Origin of the sequence: Phytobacter palmae (assembly GCF_039409775.1) — a bacterium.
Lineage (GTDB): Bacteria > Pseudomonadota > Gammaproteobacteria > Enterobacterales > Enterobacteriaceae > Phytobacter > Phytobacter palmae.
In genome coordinates this window covers 223,232-241,329 of the sequence record NZ_JBCIVJ010000004.1, presented here as the reverse complement: position 1 = coordinate 241,329, position 18,098 = coordinate 223,232, and the positions used below count along the sequence as shown (strand labels likewise).

Here is an 18,098-nt window from a genome sequence, read left to right as displayed (position 1 = left end):
GGGATTCAGATGCTGACTTTGATCAAAAAATGGCGTAACGATTAAACAATAATGACAAAATTCGGCTGGGGATTGTGTCGGCGCGTTAAATTCAGGCAAAAACGCGCCGACATAAGATTAAATGCGGAAATGACCGGCAGTTTCAGCAAGCTCGCCCGCTTGCTCCTGCAACGCACCTGCGGCGGCAGCTGACTGGATCACCAGTTCGGCGTTTTGCTGCACCATACGGTCAAGATCGATGACTGCATGATTGATTTCCTGGATGCCTTTCATCTGCTCGTTAGTGGCGACGGTGATTTCACGCATGATGACCGAGACGCTGTCGATGCTTGAGACTATTTCCCCCATGCTTTCCCCGGCCAGACGCACGTAGCGGGAACCCGTTGCGACGCTGTCTGTTGTCGAATCAATCAACGACTTAATCTCCTTCGCCGCCTGCGCGCTGCGGCTGGCCAGGTTACGCACCTCGCCGGCAACAACCGCGAAACCACGCCCCTGTTCGCCCGCACGGGCTGCTTCGACCGAGGCGTTTAGCGCCAGAATATTGGTCTGGAAAGCGATACCGTCGATCACGCTGGTAATATCACCGATTTTGGCCGAAGCCACTTCGATAGATTGCATGGTTGAAATTGCCTGCGATACCACTTTACCCCCGCGTGATGCAGCCTCAGAGGCGGTATGCGCCTGGTCGTTGGCCTGGGCGGCGGAATCGGTCGACAAGGCAACTGAGGCGGTGATCTGCTCAACCGCACTGGCAGTCTCGCGCAGGCTGGAAGCCGCCTGTTCTGTCCGTTCTGACAGATCCTGGTTACCTGCCGCGATTTCTTGTGCTGCCTGCTGAACGGAATTGCTGGAATCGCGCAGTTTAACCATCACCACGGACAGTTTGTCGCTAAAGGCGTTAAACGCATGGGCGATTTGCGCCACTTCATCATTACCTTGTTCCGGTAAGCGCTGTGACAGGTCATCCGTGCCGCTGCTGATGGCGTTCATCGCGTCACGAATGGTGATCAGACGTTTGAGCATAGTCGCGACGATCCAGTGCATAAGGGCGCCGGCCAGCACGACCAGTACAATCAGCGAAACGGCAGAGGCTTTTAATTGCGCGCGCAGGCCCGCGGTAGAGTCCGCACTGTCCAGTGCAACAACCAACAGCCAGTTGGTGCCGTTGACTTTGGTGGCAAGAAACGCTTTTTCTGCGCCGGCAAAGAGGCCAGTTACCGGTTTCCCGGCTTGCAGATCGGCAAATTGCACGTCCCTGATGGCCTCGCCAAACGGTTTGAGCGTCAGTTTGCCATCGTTGGCGGCAATCACACTGCCATCGCTGTTAAGTAACAACCCGCTGCTGTTGGGGGTGGGTTTAATACCCTGTACGTTGGCCACCACGCTGTCCATTGAGACATCACCTGCGACCACCGCTTTAAGCGTACCGTTTTCTTTGACTGGCACCGCGAAGGTGACCACCAGTTTCCCGCTGCCTGCATCGACATAAGGCGCGGTGACGATCGGGGCATCAGCTTTAGCGGCCTGCTGATACCAGGGGCGAATGGTCGGGTCATAATCCGCAGGCACACCGTCCGGGTTGGAGAATTTGGCCGTTTTACTGGCGTAACCTACATAGACGTTGATAAAGCCAGTAGCCTGCGCAATCTGGGTGAATACCGGAACGGGATCGTCAGTTAATGCCACTTTCTGCAGGGAGGCGATGGCGGTTGTTTTACTGCTAACCCAGTCACTGATGGCGAGGCTGTGGCTACCGCTGGTGCTGGTGAGGATGTCTTGCTGAGCGTACTGATTATGCTGGCTGGTTACCTGGTAGTTAATAACAGTGTTGAGAAGAAGAGCAATAGCGAGACAGCCCGCCGTTGCTGCAATGATACGAGCACGAATTGACCTGAACATATTTATAAGTACCTGCTGTGTTGTCTCTAATGCCTATCGGCAGCACAGCAGGCAAACTTGATGCCAGAGCGACATCCATAAGAAAAAAGTATTAAAGAAAGGCGAGCATTAGAAGGTCAGCACCTTATCGGCTGCCAGCGTCCACTGTGCCAGTTCGACCAGGGTGCCAATCGCCACGCCATCCACTAAAGGCAGTGAAGTAATACCCCTGCCGTCAGTACAGGTCTTACACAGTTTCACCGGTACGTTTTGCGCGGTAAGGATTTCCAGCATTTGCTGAATGTTGTACCCCTCGGCGGGTTTTTGCCCGCGCAGCCCGGCTGTTACCGCGTCAGACATTAAAAAGAGGCGTAAATCGAGGTCGGCTTCCTGCTCGCGCAGGGCGATTGCCAGACGCAAACTGTTAAATAAGGATTCACTGCCGTACGCCGCGCCGTTGGCGACAATCACAATCTTTTGCATCTTCACTCCTTCGATAAGGCATGGTTATTGCTTATTTCTCCCCAGCAGAGAGCCACGGAGAGTAAGCATGATTAATTATACTGATGCGACACCCGACGCCACCGACTGGTTTCGCTACGCGCGTCAGGTCCAGAAACAACAGCTTTACCAGCTCACCCAGCTTGGCGTGCTGGCGGGGAAAATCAGCCATCTGACCCATACGCTGCAGTGCGAACGCGGTGCATCGAATATCTGGCTGTGTTCAAAAGGGCAGCTTTACGCGCTGGAATGTCGCGCCAGCAGCGCCCTTGCCGATGAGAACATCACGCCGTTTTTACCGTTGCTTGCCACGCTCAGGCCACTTGCCAGTAGCGCATTATGCCACCGTATTGCCGCTGCTGTTGGATGTCTGGAACAACTTCCGCAGTTACGCGAACAGATAAAAACCCGGCGTATAACGGCGGAGCAGGCGATGGCGCAATTCATCCGCACCATTAGTCATCTGTTAAGCATTATTCCGCAGCTTAACGACAGCGTGGACGATCCCAGAATCGTTAAACATCTGGTAGCGCTTTATAGCTTTATGCAGGGAAAAGAGCTGGTAGGACAAGAGCGTGCGCTGGGGGCGATTGGCTTTACCCAGTCGGCGTTTAGCGATGCACTTCGCCAGTCACTGGTGGACCGAATTGATGGTCAGCAGCCCTGTTTTGAGGCTTTTTTGTCTCTCGCCGCGCCTGATGTCGGCGCGATCTTTGCCCGCGAATGCACCGCCGGGCTGGAGATTGAGCAGCTTCGCCGCCAGGCCTGCACCCGCGTGCCCCCCGCAGATGGCGGAGAAGGGGCGCTACGCTGGTTCGCGCTGCAAACCCAGAGGCTGGAACATCTGCGTGCGCTGGAAGAGGTGTTGATCAATGAACTGATGCATACCACGGCGTCCATGCTGGAAGAGGATGACGATGTTAACGTCAATACCTGGCTTGATGAAACACCGGGCGACCATCTTTCCGGGCGGCTCGACAGACAACTCCTGCCCCTGGTGCGCCAGCAGGCCCGTGAACTGGAACAGCTTAGTGCGCAACTGGCGTCGCTACAGGACTCTCTGGAGGAACGGACGCTGATAGATAAAGCGAAAAACATCCTGATGAACCACCAGAACATGAGCGAAGAACAGGCCTGGCAATGTCTGCGTAAAATGGCAATGGACAAGAATCAGCGCATGGTCGAAATCGCCCGCGCGCTGCTTACTGTGCGGGCATTATGGCCTCTAACACCTAAGGAGTAGTTGCACATTCAGCGGGCATTTCCTGCACATGAGCAGTGCGAAAAAATCCTGAAAACGTTTTAAAAGCGCTAAAAACAGCGGTTTTAGACCTGGCATAGCGGTTGCATTGTTATCGGGTGTAAGTGACTACAACAGTGGCGGGGAACCAACGGCGGTTCACTGACCATACGGATAAAGGCGTCCATTGGTGCGAAAGCATCAACGGGCGCTTTTTTTTTGCTTCGGGAGTGGGTATGGGCGATTCATCGGTTTCATTAACGCGCAGGCGTTTTCTACAGGCAGGTGCAGCACTGGGCGGTGCGATGCTAATGCCCGGTCTGATGCAGGCAGCGTGGGCGGCAGGTTCCGATAAACCGGAACTGACCACCGTTCGTGTCGGGTTTATTCCACTGACGGATTGTGCGCCGCTGGTCATTGCCGCTCTGAAAGGGTTCGATAAAAAATATGGCATCACCCTGGTGCCCACCAAAGAGGCCAGTTGGGCGGCGGTGCGCGACAAACTTGTCTCCGGTGAACTGGATGCCGCACATGTGCTGTATGGCTTGTTGTACGGCCTGGAACTGGGGATCGCAGGAAAAACCCAGTCGATGGCCAACCTGATGACCCTCAACCAGAACGGCCAGGGGATCACCCTTTCCACTGACCTGCTGGATAAAGGCGTCACCGATGGTGAAAGCCTGAAAAAAATGATTGGGCAGAGCGCACCCGGGACATACACCTTTGCTCATACCTTTCCGACCGGCACCCACGCCATGTGGCTCTATTACTGGCTGGCGAGCGCGGGGATTAACCCCTTTACCGATATCCGCACGGTGGTGGTACCGCCTCCGCAAATGGTGATGAACATGCGGATCGGTAACATGGTCGGTTTTTGCGTAGGGGAGCCATGGAACGCCCGTGCCATTAATGACCGCATCGGATTTACCGCCGCGACCAGCCAGTCCGTGTGGCCGGATCATCCGGAAAAAATTCTCGGCACACGCAGCGCCTGGGTCGAACAAAATCCGCACACCGCCCGCGCGCTGGTCTGCGCGGTGATGGAGGCAGCCCGCTGGATTGATGCTTCTGATGATAATCGCCGTGAAACTGCACGCATTCTCTCGCGTCGGGCGTGGCTCAACACCAAAGAGCAGTATCTGACCGGGCGCATGCTCGGTGAATACGACAACGGTGCGGGCAAGCGCTGGCAGGACGCGCACGCTATCCGCTTCTTTAGCGACGGGCAGGTGAATTATCCGTGGCACTCCGACGGCATGTGGTTTTTAACCCAGTTCCGCCGCTGGGGACTGCTGAAAAGCGCACCGGATTATGCCGCCATCGCCAGCCGCATCAACCGTATCGATATCTGGAAAGATGCCGCCACGGCTATCGGGGGGATCACGCCGCCTGCGCAGACTATGCGAACCAGCACGCTGATGGATGGCTCTCGCTGGGACGGTACCGACCCGGAGCACTACGCCAGACGTTTCGACATTCAACGAACAGGGGCCTGATATGACACATCAACAGAACACACAGCGCATTACGCCACCGTCCATTCCGGGCGAAGTGATTACCTTGCCACCGGTGAAAGTACGCACCCGCAAGCCAGCCCTGTCGCGCAAAACACGCGCGGTAGCCGAACGTGTTGTTCCCGCGCTGCTGGGGCTTGGGCTGCTGCTTATCGCCTGGGAACTGGCGGCAATCAACAGCAAAGGTTTTCCCACACCGCTCAGCACGCTGGATTCGGCACTGACGTTGTTTGCCGACCCGTTCTACCAGGATGGGCCGAATGACATGGGGATCGGCTGGAATGTGCTGGCTTCATTGCAGCGTGTCGCTATCGGTTTTGGTCTGGCGGCAGTGGTCGGGATCCCGCTGGGCTTTATGATTGGCCGTTTTATCTTTCTGGCGCGGATGTTCAACCCGCTGATTGCGCTGCTCCGCCCGGTCAGCCCGCTGGCATGGCTGCCGATTGGTCTGCTGCTTTTCCAGAAAGCAGAACCGGCATCAAGCTGGACCATTTTCATCTGTTCTATCTGGCCGATGGTGATTAATACCGCCGAAGGGGTGCGTCGCATTCCGCAAGATTACCTCAACGTGGCCCGCGTTCTGCAATTGTCCGAATGGACAGTCATGCGCCGTATTTTGTTCCCGGCGGTCTTGCCCGCCGTGCTCACCGGCGTCCGTTTATCGATAGGTATCGCCTGGCTGGTGATTGTCGCAGCCGAGATGCTCACCGGCGGCCTGGGGATCGGTTTCTGGATCTGGAACGAATGGAACAACCTCAATGTGGAAAACATTTTAATCGCCATTGTCATTATCGGTGTCGTTGGCCTGCTGCTTGAGCAGGGGCTAATGCTGGTGGCACGTCGCTTTAGCTGGCAGGAGAAATAAAATGAGCAAAAAACCGATTATTCAGGTGCAGGCGGTGAGCCAGCGTTTTTCCACTGCGGGTGGCGAGTTTGTGGCGCTGCAAAATGTCTCTTTCGATATTCATGAAGGGGAAACGGTCAGCCTGATTGGTCACTCAGGCTGTGGAAAATCCACCTTACTTAATCTGATTGCCGGTATCACGCTCCCCACCGAAGGGGGGTTACTGTGTGATAACCGGGAAATCGCCGGGCCCGGCCCGGAGCGGGCGGTCGTGTTCCAGAATCACTCTTTGCTGCCGTGGCTGACCTGTTTTGACAACGTGGCGCTGGCGGTGGATCAGGTGTTCCGCCGCACCATGAACAAAGCGGAACGCCGGGAGTGGATTGAGCACAATCTGGATCGGGTACAAATGGGCCACGCGCTGCACAAACGTCCGGGAGAGATCTCCGGGGGGATGAAACAACGTGTCGGTATCGCCCGTGCGCTGGCCATGAAACCCAAAGTGCTGCTGATGGATGAGCCGTTCGGCGCACTTGATGCGTTAACCCGCGCCCATCTGCAGGATGCGGTCATGCAGATCCAGCAGTCGCTGAACACCACCATCGTACTGATTACCCATGATGTGGATGAGGCGGTGTTGCTCTCTGATCGGGTGCTGATGATGACCAACGGTCCGGCGGCGACTGTCGGGGAAATACTTGACGTCAAGCTGCCGCGTCCGCGCAATCGGGTACAGCTGGCAGATGACATCCGTTATCACCACCTGCGCCAGCAGATCCTCCATTTCCTCTATGAAAAACAGCCGAAAGCGGCCTGAGGTGAGCGAAATGACCCTGCGACTGTTAATCATTGGCAACGGCATGGCGGCCACCCGCCTTGTTGAAAAACTCAGCGAATCGGGCATTGACCGCTATGCCATCACGATGATTGGCGACGAGCCGGGACATGCCTATAACCGCATCCAGCTGTCGCCGGTGCTGGGGGCAGAGAAAACGTTCAGCGACACCCTCCTGCATGATGCTCTGTGGTATCAGGCGCGCGGCATCAGGGTACTGACTGGGGAGACGGTCACCCGGGTTGATGTGCAGGCGCGCCGGGTTATCACCACCCAACGTGAACTGGCCTGGGACGAGCTGGTGTTTGCCACCGGTTCGACCCCCGTTATCCCGCCCGTACCGGGCCATGACTTACCGCATGTCCATAGCTTTCGCCGTATCAGCGATGTGCAGTCCATTCTGGCAGGCAGCGGGCCGGTTGTTGTCCTCGGTGGGGGCGTACTGGGGGTTGAAGCGGCGGCAGCGCTGCGCCGTCACGGTGACAACGTCACGTTAGTTAACCGGGGCGAATGGCTGATGGAACAACAGCTTGACGCCCAGGCAGGGGAACTGCTGGCGGCGCACCTGCGCGAACGCGGTATTGATTGCGAACTGTCCGCCAGCATCAGCCACATCACCCGCGATAGCGTCACACTGACCAACGGGCGCGTTGTGTCGGCAGGCCGTGTGGTGATGACCACCGGGGTGCGTCCCGCGATAGCTCTTGCCGAGGCCTGCGGTATTCCCTGTGCGCGCGGTATCGTCGTGGACGGTCAGTTGCGTAGCGCTATCGCCGGGGTGAGCGCCATTGGTGAATGTTGTGAAATCGCCGGGCAAACCTGGGGGCTGGTAGCGCCTTGTTTACAGCAGGCCGACATTCTCGCCGCGCGTCTGCTCGGCACGCCTGAGACGGATTTTCACTGGCAGGCGGGTGGGCTGCGACTGAAAGTGACCGGCATCGACCTGTTCAGCGTCGGGGAGATTCAGGCGCACGATGGCGATGATATCTGGGCCAGCCTCGATCCCCTCAGCGTCCATTACCGGCGTCTGCTGGTGCGGGAAAACAGACTATGCGGCGCACTGCTGCTGGGCGATTGCGCCAGCGCGGCCGCACTCACCGAACGATTAAATACGCCGGAACCGCCGCAGGCGGGCTGGCTTTTCGACAGCTTTACAGCGCAGCCAGCGGCTGCCGGGATCTCAAAGATGACAAAACCTACTCTGGTTGTGGTCGGACACGGTATGGTCGGCCACCATTTTCTGGAACAGTGCGTGAGCCGCAACCTGCATAAATCCTGTCACATCGTGGTATTCGGTGCAGAACGTTATGCCGCCTACGATCGCGTACATTTATCCGAGTATTTTGCCGGGCGCAGCGCGCAATCATTCTCCATGGTCGCGGAGGATTTTTTTGACCAGCATGGCATTGAGTTACGTCTTAACCAGACCATTACTGAAATCGACCGCGTGTTGCAGGTGGTGCGGGACGCGCAGGGTCATGAGACGCGCTGGGACAAACTGGTGCTGGCGACCGGTTCGTACCCGTTTGTACCGCCAGTACCGGGGCATGATGCCAGCGGCTGTTTTGTCTATCGCACCCTGGATGACCTGGATGAGATTGCCGCCCGTGCGAAAAGCGCCACCCGTGGTGTCGTGATTGGCGGCGGGCTGCTGGGACTCGAAGCGGCGAATGCTTTAAAACAACTGGGGCTGGAAACCCACGTGGTGGAGTTCGCCCCGGCGCTGATGGCAGTCCAGCTCGATGAACAGGGCGGCGCCATGCTACGCAAAAAAATCACCGCGCTGGGGGTACAGGTTCATACCAGCAAGGCGACCCGGGAAATCGTGGCGAACGGCGACACGCTGACACTTAATTTTGCCGATGGTGAGAGCCTGACAACCGACATGGTGGTGTTTTCCGCCGGGATTCGTCCGCAAGATGCGCTCGCCCGTCGCGGGGAATTGCGCCTCGGGGAACGCGGCGGGATCGCGATTAATGAACTGTGCCAGACCTCAGATGAAAACATCTTCGCTATTGGTGAATGCGCGGTATGGGAGGGCAAAGTCTATGGTCTGGTGGCACCGGGATATCAGATGGCACGAGTGGTGGCGGCTCATCTTAGCGGCGAAGCGGCGGCATTTTCCGGCGCGGATATGAGCACAAAACTCAAATTGCTGGGTGTTGACGTGGCGTCATTCGGCGATGCTCACGGGCGCACGCCGGGCTGCCTGAGTTATCAGTGGACCGACGGCCCGGCGCAAATTTATAAAAAAATCGTGGTCAGCGAAGACGGCAAACAACTGCTCGGTGGCGTACTGGTAGGGGATGCCAGCGACTATGCCACGCTGCTACAAACCATGCTCAACGGGCTGGCCCTGCCTGCGCAGCCGGAAAGCCTGATCCTGCCAGCGCTTGCAGGAAGCGCACCCAAAGCGCTCGGCGTGGCGGCATTGCCGGACAGCGCACAGATTTGTTCCTGCCATAACGTCAGTAAAGGGGATATTTGCCAGGCGGTCAGCACGGGTGCCACCGACATGGGGGCAATCAAAAGTTGTACCAAAGCGGCCACCGGTTGTGGCGGTTGCAGCGCGCTGGTGAAACAGGTAATGGAACATCAGCTGGCATCGCAGGGTGTGGAAGTGAAAAAAGATATCTGCGAACACTTCCCGTACTCGCGCCAGGAGATCCACCATCTGGTGCGCGTCAACCATATTCGTACTTTTGCACAGTTGATAAGCCGTTATGGTCACGGGCAGGGCTGCGAGGTGTGTAAGCCGCTGGTCGGGTCGATTCTGGCCTCCTGCTGGAATGAATATCTGCTCAAACCGGCGCACCTGCCGCTGCAGGATACCAATGACCGTTATTTCGCCAATATTCAGAAAGACGGAACCTACTCCATTGTGCCGCGTATGCCTGCCGGCGAGGTCACGCCGGATGGGCTGATTGCCATCGGGCAGATAGCCAAACGCTATCAGCTTTACAGCAAAGTCACCGGTGGTCAGCGTATCGATCTCTTTGGCGCACGCCTGGAGCAGCTTCCTGCCATCTGGCAGGAATTGGTGGATGCCGGGTTTGAAACCGGGCACGCCTATGGCAAGTCGCTGCGTACGGTGAAATCCTGCGTCGGTTCGACCTGGTGTCGCTATGGCGTGCAGGACTCTACCGGGCTGGCGGTGGCGCTGGAGCATCGTTACAAGGGCCTGCGTGCCCCGCATAAGATCAAAATGGCGGTGTCCGGTTGTACCCGCGAGTGTGCAGAAGCGCAGGGGAAAGATGTGGGAGTGATAGCTACAGAGAAAGGCTGGAATCTCTATGTTTGCGGTAATGGCGGCATGAAACCACGCCATGCGGATCTGTTTGCCAGTGATCTGGATGAGGCCACGCTGATCCGTACCATTGACCGTTTCCTGATGTTCTACATCCGCACGGCTGACCGCCTGCAGCGCACCAGCACCTGGCTTGATAATCTGGAGGGCGGCATCGACTACCTGCGTGATGTCATTATGAACGACAGCCTGGAGATTGCGGCTGAACTGGAAGAAGAGATGGCGCGGGTGGTGGACAGTTATCAGTGTGAATGGCAGACCACGCTTAACGATCCCGACCGCCTGGCGCTGTTCCGCTCGTTCGTAAACAGTGATAAGCCGGACGAAACCGTACACCGTGAGGTTGTTCGCGACCAGCCGCAGCTCGCGCTGGCAGCAGAACAGCCAGAGGGGCAGTTGCCGTGGCGACCGTGGCAGGTTATTTGTGATATCGCCGCTATACCTGAACAGGCGGGGATTGGCGCACGTCTGGGCGAGCGGCAAATTGCGCTGTTCCGCTTTGGCGAAACCATTTATGCCCTCGATAATCACGAACCGGGCAGCAATGCCCAGGTCCTGTCGCGAGGGATCCTGGGCGACACCAACGGAGAGCCGCTGGTGATATCGCCGCTCTATAAACAGCGTATCCGCCTGCGTGATGGCTGCTATGCGGAAAGTGGCGAACCGGCGGTCCGCGCCTGGCCGGTCAAAGTGGAAGGCGGAAAAGTGTGGGTCGGCAATCAGGTTCTGCTGATGCGCGCGGAGGCGTCATGAGTACCCGCACTACCTGCCCATACTGCGGTGTGGGCTGCGGCGTGGTTGCGACCGTTGCAGAAAATGGGGTGAGCGTTGCGGGTGACAGCGCGCACCCGGCAAACTATGGCCGCCTGTGTGTGAAAGGGGCTGCGCTCGGGGAGACCACCGGGTTAGCGGGGCGGCTGCTGGCCCCGCAGGTCGATGATCAGACGGTAAGCTGGCAGACGGCGCTGGATACTGCCGGGGAGCGCCTGAATGCCATTATCAGCGAATTTGGCCCGCAGGCTGTGGCGTTTTATGCATCCGGACAACTGCTGACCGAGGACTATTATGCCGCTAATAAGCTAATGAAAGGCTTTATTGGTGCGGCAAATATCGACACCAACTCACGGTTGTGTATGTCCTCTGCCGTCACGGGTTACAAGCGCGCCTTTGGCGCTGATGTCGTGCCGTGCAGCTATGAAGATATTGAAAAGAGTGACCTGCTGGTGCTGGTGGGGTCAAATGCCGCCTGGACCCATCCAGTGCTCTATCAGCGAATTGTGCAGGCAAAGCATGATAACCCGGCGCTGAAAGTGGTGGTTATCGACCCGCGCGTCACTGCCACCTGCGCGATTGCCGACCTCCATCTGCCGCTTGCACCGGGGAGTGACACAGCGCTGTTTGTCGGTCTGTTAAATATGATCGCTGCGGGTACTGGTTCCCTGGTTGATTTCGAGGAGGGTGACGCGGCGCTGGCCGCCGCGCATGAGTGGCCACCAGAAGTGGTAGCGACATTTTGCGCGCTGCCACGTGACGTTGTCACAACATTTTATGACTGGTTTATCACCGCGCCACGGGCGATGACGCTGTTCACCATGGGAATTAACCAGTCATCAAGTGGCAGCGATAAGTGTAATGCCATCATTAATGTGCATCTCGCCAGCGGTAAATTTGCCCGTCCAGGCTGCGGCCCGTTTTCCCTGACCGGACAACCGAATGCTATGGGGGGGCGTGAAGTGGGGGGCCTTGCGACCCAACTGGCGGCGCACATGAATTTTGAGGCGGCGGACCTTGCCAGAGTGGCGCGTTTCTGGGGGACGGAGCGACTGGCACAAACGCCGGGATTGATGGCAGTGGACCTGTTTGCAGCCATCGGGCGCGGCGAGGTGAAAGCGGTGTGGATAATGGGCACCAATCCGGCAGTCTCGCTGCCGGACAGCCATGCGGTATGCGCCGCACTGGCGGCCTGTCCGCTGGTGATTGTCTCTGAGGTGGTAGCCGACACCGATACCAGCCGCTATGCCCACATCCGTTTCCCGGCGCTGGCATGGGGAGAGAAAAATGGCACGGTGACCAATTCTGAGCGACGTATCTCTCGCCAGCGGGCCTTTTTACCCCCGCCAGGCGAGGCAAAAGCTGACTGGTGGATAATCGCGCAGATCGCGCAACGACTCGGTTTCGGCCCCGCGTTTGCCTGGCAACACCCCCATGAGATTTTCTCAGAGCACGCGGCGCTCTCCGGTTTTGAAAACAACGGCATGCGGGCGTTTGATATCAGCGAGCTTGCCCGGTTAACCCTTGAGGAGTGGGACAGGCTGGAACCACACCAGTGGAGCGTTACCCCGGAAGCGTTACGCCGTGGCTGGCGATCTTCCGGGCATCTGCGCACCGTACCTGTATCGCCCGTGCGCGCGATGGCGCAACCGACGACGCTCTATCCGCTCTTGCTCAATAGCGGGCGGATCCGCGACCAGTGGCATACGATGACCCGTACCGGTACGGTTGCACGGTTGATGCAGCATATCGCTGAACCTGTGGTCGAGATTTCCCCGGCTGATGCTGCCCGTTTTTCGCTGTGTGAGGGGGATCTTGTGCATATTAGCTCTCCCCGTGGCGTTATGGTGGCTCGGGCGCGTATTCACCACGGGCAGCGCGAAGGCGAACTCTTCACCCCGATGCACTGGAACCACTGCTTTGCCCGTCAGGGAAAGGTTAACGTGCTGGTGGCCCCTGTTTGCGATCCGCATTCCGGGCAGCCGGAAAGCAAACAAACGGCGGTGCGCATAGCAGCCTGGCAGCCTGGCTGGCAAGGCGAATTATATGCGCGTGAAATGCCGGAACTACCCGCTGATCTCTATTGGGTACGCAAAGCGACGGACGGCGCTTTCCATTTTACGCTGGCGGGCAGTGGTGATGCCGTGGCCTGGCTGACGACCTGGTGTCAGACGAAAGGATGGGAGATGCAGACTGTCCGCGCTGGTACGGTGAGAAATCTGCTGGCCTGGGATAACGGGCAATTAATGCTGGGGTGGTGGAGCGATACGCGGCTTCCTGTTATTGCGCATGACGTCATTTCGCAGGCATTTATCACCGCGCCAGCAACGGCGCAAGCGCGACATAACCTGCTGGCAGGGCAGTCGCCATCCTGCTCACCCGCACCAGGGCGCACGGTCTGTAGTTGCTACAGTGTGGGGGAAAATGCGATTCACGCCGCTATTGCCGCAGGCTGTGACAGCACCGCAGCGCTGGGAAACGCCCTGCGCTGCGGCACGAACTGCGGCTCCTGTCTGCCCGAATTAAAAGCGCTACTGTCCGAAGCGGCCAATGAGCCCCGCCGCGCCCAGGGTGTGGCCTTTGAGTTTGGCAAACAGTTCTTCCCGGGTTAACCCTTTGGGGAGATCCGGTGCGAGGCTGGTGGCAATCAGGGTGAAAGTATAATGGTGCGCGCCGCTACCCGGAGGTGGGCAAGGGCCATACCATTGCAGGGTACCGGGGGTATTTTTACCGCCGGTATAGCCTTTTGCGTCACGCAGATCATTTTCGGCAAAACCGGTGCCAGAAGGGGGAATGTTATAGGCCACCAGATGGGTCACGCCAAGTCCCATCGCGCCTTCCGGGTCATGCACCACCAGAGCGAAACTCTGCGTTTTAGCTGGCGGATTATTCCACACCAGCGCCGGTGAAACATTCTCTCCTGTGCAGTTAGGATTGCTGCTGGCGTTGCCCGCATATTTTTTTTCCATCAGCGCGTTATCACCGAAGGCCGGAGATTGCAGCTGGAAAATGTCGGTTGCGCTGGCCGACACGGCACAGAACAACAGAGAACTGCACACTGCCCATCTTAGTGTCTGAGTCATTCGTTTTTTCTCATTTGTCAGCGATTATTTAAATGTAGTCCGGCGAGGCGGGGGGATAAGGATTTTCCTGAAATTTCCGCAAAAGCTGAAATTGGCGTCCAAAGCCGCTAACCTGAACGACTGGCGATCATTTCCAGCCTGGAGCGACCCCCTACAAACGTGATGCACTGGTTTTCCTCTTCCCCAATACTGCTTTTATTCTTGCCGCTGGCGGGAAGTGCGGTTAGTGGTTTACAGACCTCCCCGCAGTCCTGGTATGTTCAGCAGGCTCAACATCCGTTTGATAATGATGGTGATACGTTGCCCGATCTCGGTATGGCTCCGGATAAAGGCAACAGTGAAAAACACCTGGCCGAAATGGCTAAAGCCTTTGGCGAAGCCAGCATGACAGACAACGGGCTGGATGCGGGGGCGCAGGCGCGCCAGTTCGCTTTTGGTCAACTGCGTGATGTGGTGAGCGATGAGGTAAACCAGCAGGTGGAGTCCTGGCTGTCGCCATGGGGCAGAGCGACTATAGATGTCAAAGTTGATGACGACGGGGGCTTCAACGGTAGCCATGGCGACTGGTTTATCCCTTTACAGGATACTTCCCGTTACCTTAGCTGGAGTCAGCTTGGCCTGACACAACAGGACGACGGCCTGGTAGGTAACGTGGGTATCGGACAGCGCTGGATTACCGGTGACTGGCTGCTGGGCTATAACACCTTCTATGACAATCTGATCGATGAAAACCTTGCCCGCACAGGTCTGGGGGCGGAAGTATGGGGGCAATCGCTGCGTTTTTCTGCCAACTACTATCAGCCGCTCAGCGACTGGACATATCGCTCGGCAACACTCCAGCAACGTATGGCTCGCGGCTATGACATTACCGCTCAGGCGCGTTTACCTTTCTGGCAGCAGCTTGATACCAGCGTCAGTCTGGAACAATACTTTGGTGAGAGCGTGGATCTATTCGACTCCGGAACCGGTTATCGTAATCCGCTGGCGGTAAAAGTGGGGCTTGATTATACGCCGGTTCCCCTGGTTACGTTCTCGGCGCACCATAAACAGGGGGAAAACGGCGAAAGTCAGAACGATTTAGGTTTAAAACTGAATTATCGGTTTGGTGTTCCTCTGTGGAAACAACTTTCCGCCAGCCAACTGGGAGAAGAGCCGTCTTTGCGCGGCAGCCGTTATGATAATCCGGTGCGGGATACGCTTCCGGTCTTTGAATACCGTCAGCGTAAGACGCTTTCAGTATTCCTCGCCACACCGCCCTGGGATCTGCAGCCAGGCGAAACGGTGCCTCTGAAACTCGATATTCGCAGTACGCACGGAATTCGTGAGTTACGCTGGCAGGGGGATACCCAACAGCTTAGCCTCACGCCGCCCGCGCGTTCCGGTAGTACGGACGGCTGGTCGATTATTATGCCGAAATGGGATAACAGCGAAGGGGCAACTAACGAGTGGCATCTGGCGGTTATTGCCGAAGATGAAAAGGGTCAGCGCGTCTCGTCCAATGAGATTGTGCTGACACTGACGGCACCGCTGGTTGACACCTCCGATGCCGCACCGGGCTGGGATCTGATGGCGCCTGAAAATTAAAAAATGCGTTCCTGATGGACCCAGACCGCAGCTTCCACGCGGGATTTAAGGCGCATTTTTTTCAGCATATGTTTTACGTGCACTTTTACCGTGCTTTCGGTGATATCCAGACGACGGGCGATCATTTTATTGGGCAGACCCTGCGCGATGAGCTTAAGGATGTCGCGTTCGCGCGGAGTTAACTGGCTGATGTCACGGTCGGAGGTTGCCCGGTTAGCGCGCAGGCTGGCCGCGAGCACGGGGGTTAACGCTTCGCTCAGAACCATCTCGCCCGCCGCAGCCTGCTGGAGGGCTTTGAGTAAATCTTCCGGCTCCATATCTTTGAGCAGATAACCATCGGCACCGCGTTTAAGGGCCGTGACAACATCTTCTTCGTGATTCGAGACGCTGAATACTACCACGCGACCCGACAGCGTTTTCTCCCGCAGTTTATCCAGCGTTTCAAGGCCGTTCATCCCAGGCATATTCAGGTCTAACAGTATCAGGTCCGGGTCCAGTTCCTCTGCCAGCTCGATACCCTGTTCGCCATTACTGGCTTCGCCGACAACGGTGATCTCAGGCGACATACTGATAAGTTGCCTGACGCCGGTACGCAACATCGGGTGATCGTCGATGAGCAAAATGGTAGCCGGTTCCTGGTTAGTCATAATTATCTCCTTGTACAGATGAGAGAAGATTTTCGGGAATAAACGTCACGGTCACATCGGTGCCGCCGGACTCACGCCGTCGCACCTGGCAATCGCCACGTAAGCTTTGCGCGCGGTCGCGCATGATAATCAAGCCATAATGGTTAGTTCGCGCTGCGTTTTCCGGCACGCCACAGCCGTTGTCGCGAACCTGCAATATTACTCGTTTTTCCTGTTGGACGACCGAGACGATGACCTCAGTCGCGCCAGAATGCTTTAGCGAATTGCTTAATGCTTCGCGGGCAATCTGCAACAGATGGATTGCCTGGTGCGAAGGCACGAGACGCGCAGGGAGTTGATAATCCAGTTGGACCCTGAAACCAAAGCGCGCGCTGTATTCCTGGCAACTGGATTCCAGTGCCGGACGCAGTCCGGGCTCTGTTAATTGTAAGCGGAATGTCGTCAATAGCTCACGCAACTGCGCCCATGAGGTATTAAGTTCGGTGCGTATTTGCCCCAGCAACTGCTGGCTGGTCTCAGGCAGGCTGCCGCCCTGCATCTGTAAACAACTGACCTGCATCTTCATACAGGAGAGTGACTGTGCGATGGAGTCATGCAGTTCCCGGGCGATGGTGGCACGCTCTTCCATCACCATCATCTGCTGCAGGTGTTCCTGGTGGCGGTCCAGCGCCAGGGTCGCGGTTAACTGCTCAACAAGCGTATCGACAAGTTGTTGCTGATCATGGTTAAGATGCCTGCCGTTGGGCAGTTGCGCCAGCAGCAAACCATACTGCGTATGGTTATCCGCCAGACGCCATTTCAGTGTTGAACTGCCGCCAGCCGGGGTGGGGTGGATGTCGCGCGGACATAAATAGCACCCCCGATCATCACAGGAGATATCCGAGTGGCAGGTGAATTCCTGATGGTTTTTCTCATCTTCCATGTCGTAAACGCGCAACTCGATATCATGCAGCAACGTCAGATTTTGCAAGCCGTGAAGTACCGGTGATAGCCGTTCGCACAGCGGAATGCGCGAATACAGGCGATGGTTGGCCTGCCACAGAAAAGAGAGAATCTGGTTTTTTTGCTCAAGCCCGGCGGTTTTTTCCTGAACGCGCTGTTCAAGGACGGCGTAACTTTCCGCCAGCTCTTCCGACATATTATTCAGCGCTGTCCCCAGGGTCGCCATCTCATTGCGTCCGTTGATTTGTGCCCGTCGGGTGAAGTTACGCTGACTGACCGCCTGGGCCATTTTCAGTAGCTGTTCCCATGGCTGGAGCAGGCGGGCACGAAGCCAGACGACGGTGAAGAGAAGCAGTAAACCCAGCAAGATGGCCATCACCCGATGCAGGATCACGACGCGAGCCATGCGCTGTTCGGTGCTGTGATCGAAGGCGGTAACCAGCGTATCGATCCGATTAACATAGGTAGCAATCTTATCGGTGACGGCCTGCGGTTCCTGAGCCTCTTTAAGGGCCGGAGCGACGTCGTTGCGCCAGAAATACTGTAACGCCTGTAACTGCTGTTGCTGTCCGTCACGTTCGGCAACATCGGCCAGTTCAGAACTGAATGCCGTCTGCTCCATCTCCTGGAGTAAGGCATCATCTGCCGGGCGCAGCGGCACGCTCGCCAGCAGACGATAACTTTGCATGCGCAGCGATCCCGCTTTGTTAATGGCGTGGGCGCTGCCCTGAACGCCAAGCACCAGCCAGCCGGAAACCGCCATGCCCGCCACGCCGATAACCGTGGACAGCAGCATTGTCAACGCGACCTGGTTGACCAGTGAGAGCGGTGTAAAGAGGCGTTTAAGCATAGATGGCAAGACTCCGGCGCGCAGAAACAAAGAGTGGTCGACATTGTCCGCCATACCCTGAGGTATACCCATACTCATAAAGAAGTACCCCTTTATCGT

The 18,098-nt window shown here is 57.1% G+C and carries 12 protein-coding genes; 7 read left to right on the top strand and 5 right to left on the bottom strand.

Translation table 11 applies throughout. The annotated features are described in order from the left end of the window. Positions 1–117 precede the first annotated feature (117 nt). Entirely contained in the window at positions 118–1,902 is a 1,785-nt protein-coding gene (locus AAIG39_RS07780; protein WP_090084688.1) for a methyl-accepting chemotaxis protein, read from the bottom strand. A 108-nt stretch (positions 1,903–2,010) separates the two neighbouring features. Next, a complete protein-coding gene (locus tag AAIG39_RS07775; protein ID WP_343193560.1) occupies positions 2,011–2,364 on the bottom strand; it encodes a DsrE/DsrF/TusD sulfur relay family protein in 354 nt (117 codons plus the stop codon). A 67-nt stretch (positions 2,365–2,431) separates the two neighbouring features. Between AAIG39_RS07775 and nasR the strand changes: the two genes are divergently transcribed. The 6 genes from nasR (at position 2,432) to AAIG39_RS07745 (ending at position 13,505) form a co-directional block, all read left to right on the top strand. Then, entirely contained in the window at positions 2,432–3,625 is a 1,194-nt protein-coding gene (nasR, locus tag AAIG39_RS07770) for a nitrate regulatory protein NasR (protein WP_343193559.1), read from the top strand. A gap of 233 nt (positions 3,626–3,858) precedes the next feature. After that, positions 3,859–5,118 carry a CmpA/NrtA family ABC transporter substrate-binding protein gene (locus AAIG39_RS07765; protein WP_249568895.1) on the top strand — a complete coding sequence of 420 codons (1,260 nt, stop codon included), beginning with the start codon at positions 3,859–3,861 and terminating at the stop codon, positions 5,116–5,118. A 1-nt stretch (position 5,119) separates the two neighbouring features. Continuing rightward, positions 5,120–6,001 carry a nitrate ABC transporter permease gene (gene ntrB, locus AAIG39_RS07760; RefSeq protein ID WP_090084681.1) on the top strand — a complete coding sequence of 294 codons (882 nt, stop codon included), beginning with the start codon at positions 5,120–5,122 and terminating at the stop codon, positions 5,999–6,001. A gap of 1 nt (position 6,002) precedes the next feature. Further along, on the top strand, positions 6,003–6,797 hold the full coding sequence (locus AAIG39_RS07755) for an ABC transporter ATP-binding protein (RefSeq protein ID WP_343193558.1): 795 nt from the start codon (positions 6,003–6,005) through the stop codon (positions 6,795–6,797). A gap of 10 nt (positions 6,798–6,807) precedes the next feature. Then, positions 6,808–10,875, top strand: a complete 4,068-nt coding sequence (gene nirB, locus AAIG39_RS07750) for a nitrite reductase large subunit NirB (protein ID WP_343193557.1) — start codon at positions 6,808–6,810, stop codon at positions 10,873–10,875. After that, positions 10,872–13,505 (top strand): nitrate reductase, encoded by a 2,634-nt coding sequence (locus AAIG39_RS07745; RefSeq protein WP_343193556.1) that lies wholly within the window; start codon positions 10,872–10,874, stop codon positions 13,503–13,505. Before nirB ends, AAIG39_RS07745 begins: the two co-directional genes overlap by 4 nt. Here the strand turns inward: AAIG39_RS07745 and AAIG39_RS07740 are convergent. Continuing rightward, the gene (locus AAIG39_RS07740) at positions 13,425–13,976 is read right to left on the bottom strand and encodes a YbhB/YbcL family Raf kinase inhibitor-like protein (protein WP_090084675.1); all 552 of its coding nucleotides are present in this window, start codon (positions 13,974–13,976) and stop codon (positions 13,425–13,427) included. The two genes, AAIG39_RS07745 and AAIG39_RS07740, sit on opposite strands and share 81 nt — an antisense overlap. A gap of 162 nt (positions 13,977–14,138) precedes the next feature. Between AAIG39_RS07740 and AAIG39_RS07735 the strand changes: the two genes are divergently transcribed. After that, entirely contained in the window at positions 14,139–15,560 is a 1,422-nt protein-coding gene (locus AAIG39_RS07735; protein ID WP_249568996.1) for a YchO/YchP family invasin, read from the top strand. On the opposite strand, the gene narL is transcribed toward AAIG39_RS07735, so the two are convergent. Both narL and narX read right to left on the bottom strand, forming a co-directional pair. Continuing rightward, positions 15,557–16,207, bottom strand: a complete 651-nt coding sequence (gene narL, locus AAIG39_RS07730; RefSeq protein ID WP_090084672.1) for a two-component system response regulator NarL — start codon at positions 16,205–16,207, stop codon at positions 15,557–15,559. The two genes, AAIG39_RS07735 and narL, sit on opposite strands and share 4 nt — an antisense overlap. Next, complete coding sequence (gene narX, locus AAIG39_RS07725; protein WP_343193574.1) at positions 16,200–17,999, bottom strand: nitrate/nitrite two-component system sensor histidine kinase NarX; 1,800 nt, start codon at positions 17,997–17,999, stop codon at positions 16,200–16,202. Before narX ends, narL begins: the two co-directional genes overlap by 8 nt. Positions 18,000–18,098: the final 99 nt, after the last annotated feature.

What these genes read in the sequence shown, in the direction of transcription:
- AAIG39_RS07775 (WP_343193560.1), bottom strand. Translation starts at nt 2,364, where the DNA reads ATGCAAAAGATTGTGATTGTCGCCAACGGCGCGGCGTACGGCAGTGAA.
- AAIG39_RS07740 (WP_090084675.1), bottom strand. Translation starts at nt 13,976, where the DNA reads ATGACTCAGACACTAAGATGGGCAGTGTGCAGTTCTCTGTTGTTCTGT.
- ntrB (WP_090084681.1), top strand. Translation starts at nt 5,120, where the DNA reads ATGACACATCAACAGAACACACAGCGCATTACGCCACCGTCCATTCCG.
- AAIG39_RS07765 (WP_249568895.1), top strand. Translation starts at nt 3,859, where the DNA reads ATGGGCGATTCATCGGTTTCATTAACGCGCAGGCGTTTTCTACAGGCA.
- nirB (WP_343193557.1), top strand. Translation starts at nt 6,808, where the DNA reads ATGACCCTGCGACTGTTAATCATTGGCAACGGCATGGCGGCCACCCGC.
- narX (WP_343193574.1), bottom strand. Translation starts at nt 17,999, where the DNA reads ATGCTTAAACGCCTCTTTACACCGCTCTCACTGGTCAACCAGGTCGCG.
- narL (WP_090084672.1), bottom strand. Translation starts at nt 16,207, where the DNA reads ATGACTAACCAGGAACCGGCTACCATTTTGCTCATCGACGATCACCCG.
- nasR (WP_343193559.1), top strand. Translation starts at nt 2,432, where the DNA reads ATGATTAATTATACTGATGCGACACCCGACGCCACCGACTGGTTTCGC.
- AAIG39_RS07755 (WP_343193558.1), top strand. Translation starts at nt 6,003, where the DNA reads ATGAGCAAAAAACCGATTATTCAGGTGCAGGCGGTGAGCCAGCGTTTT.
- AAIG39_RS07745 (WP_343193556.1), top strand. Translation starts at nt 10,872, where the DNA reads ATGAGTACCCGCACTACCTGCCCATACTGCGGTGTGGGCTGCGGCGTG.
- AAIG39_RS07780 (WP_090084688.1), bottom strand. Translation starts at nt 1,902, where the DNA reads ATGTTCAGGTCAATTCGTGCTCGTATCATTGCAGCAACGGCGGGCTGT.
- AAIG39_RS07735 (WP_249568996.1), top strand. Translation starts at nt 14,139, where the DNA reads ATGCACTGGTTTTCCTCTTCCCCAATACTGCTTTTATTCTTGCCGCTG.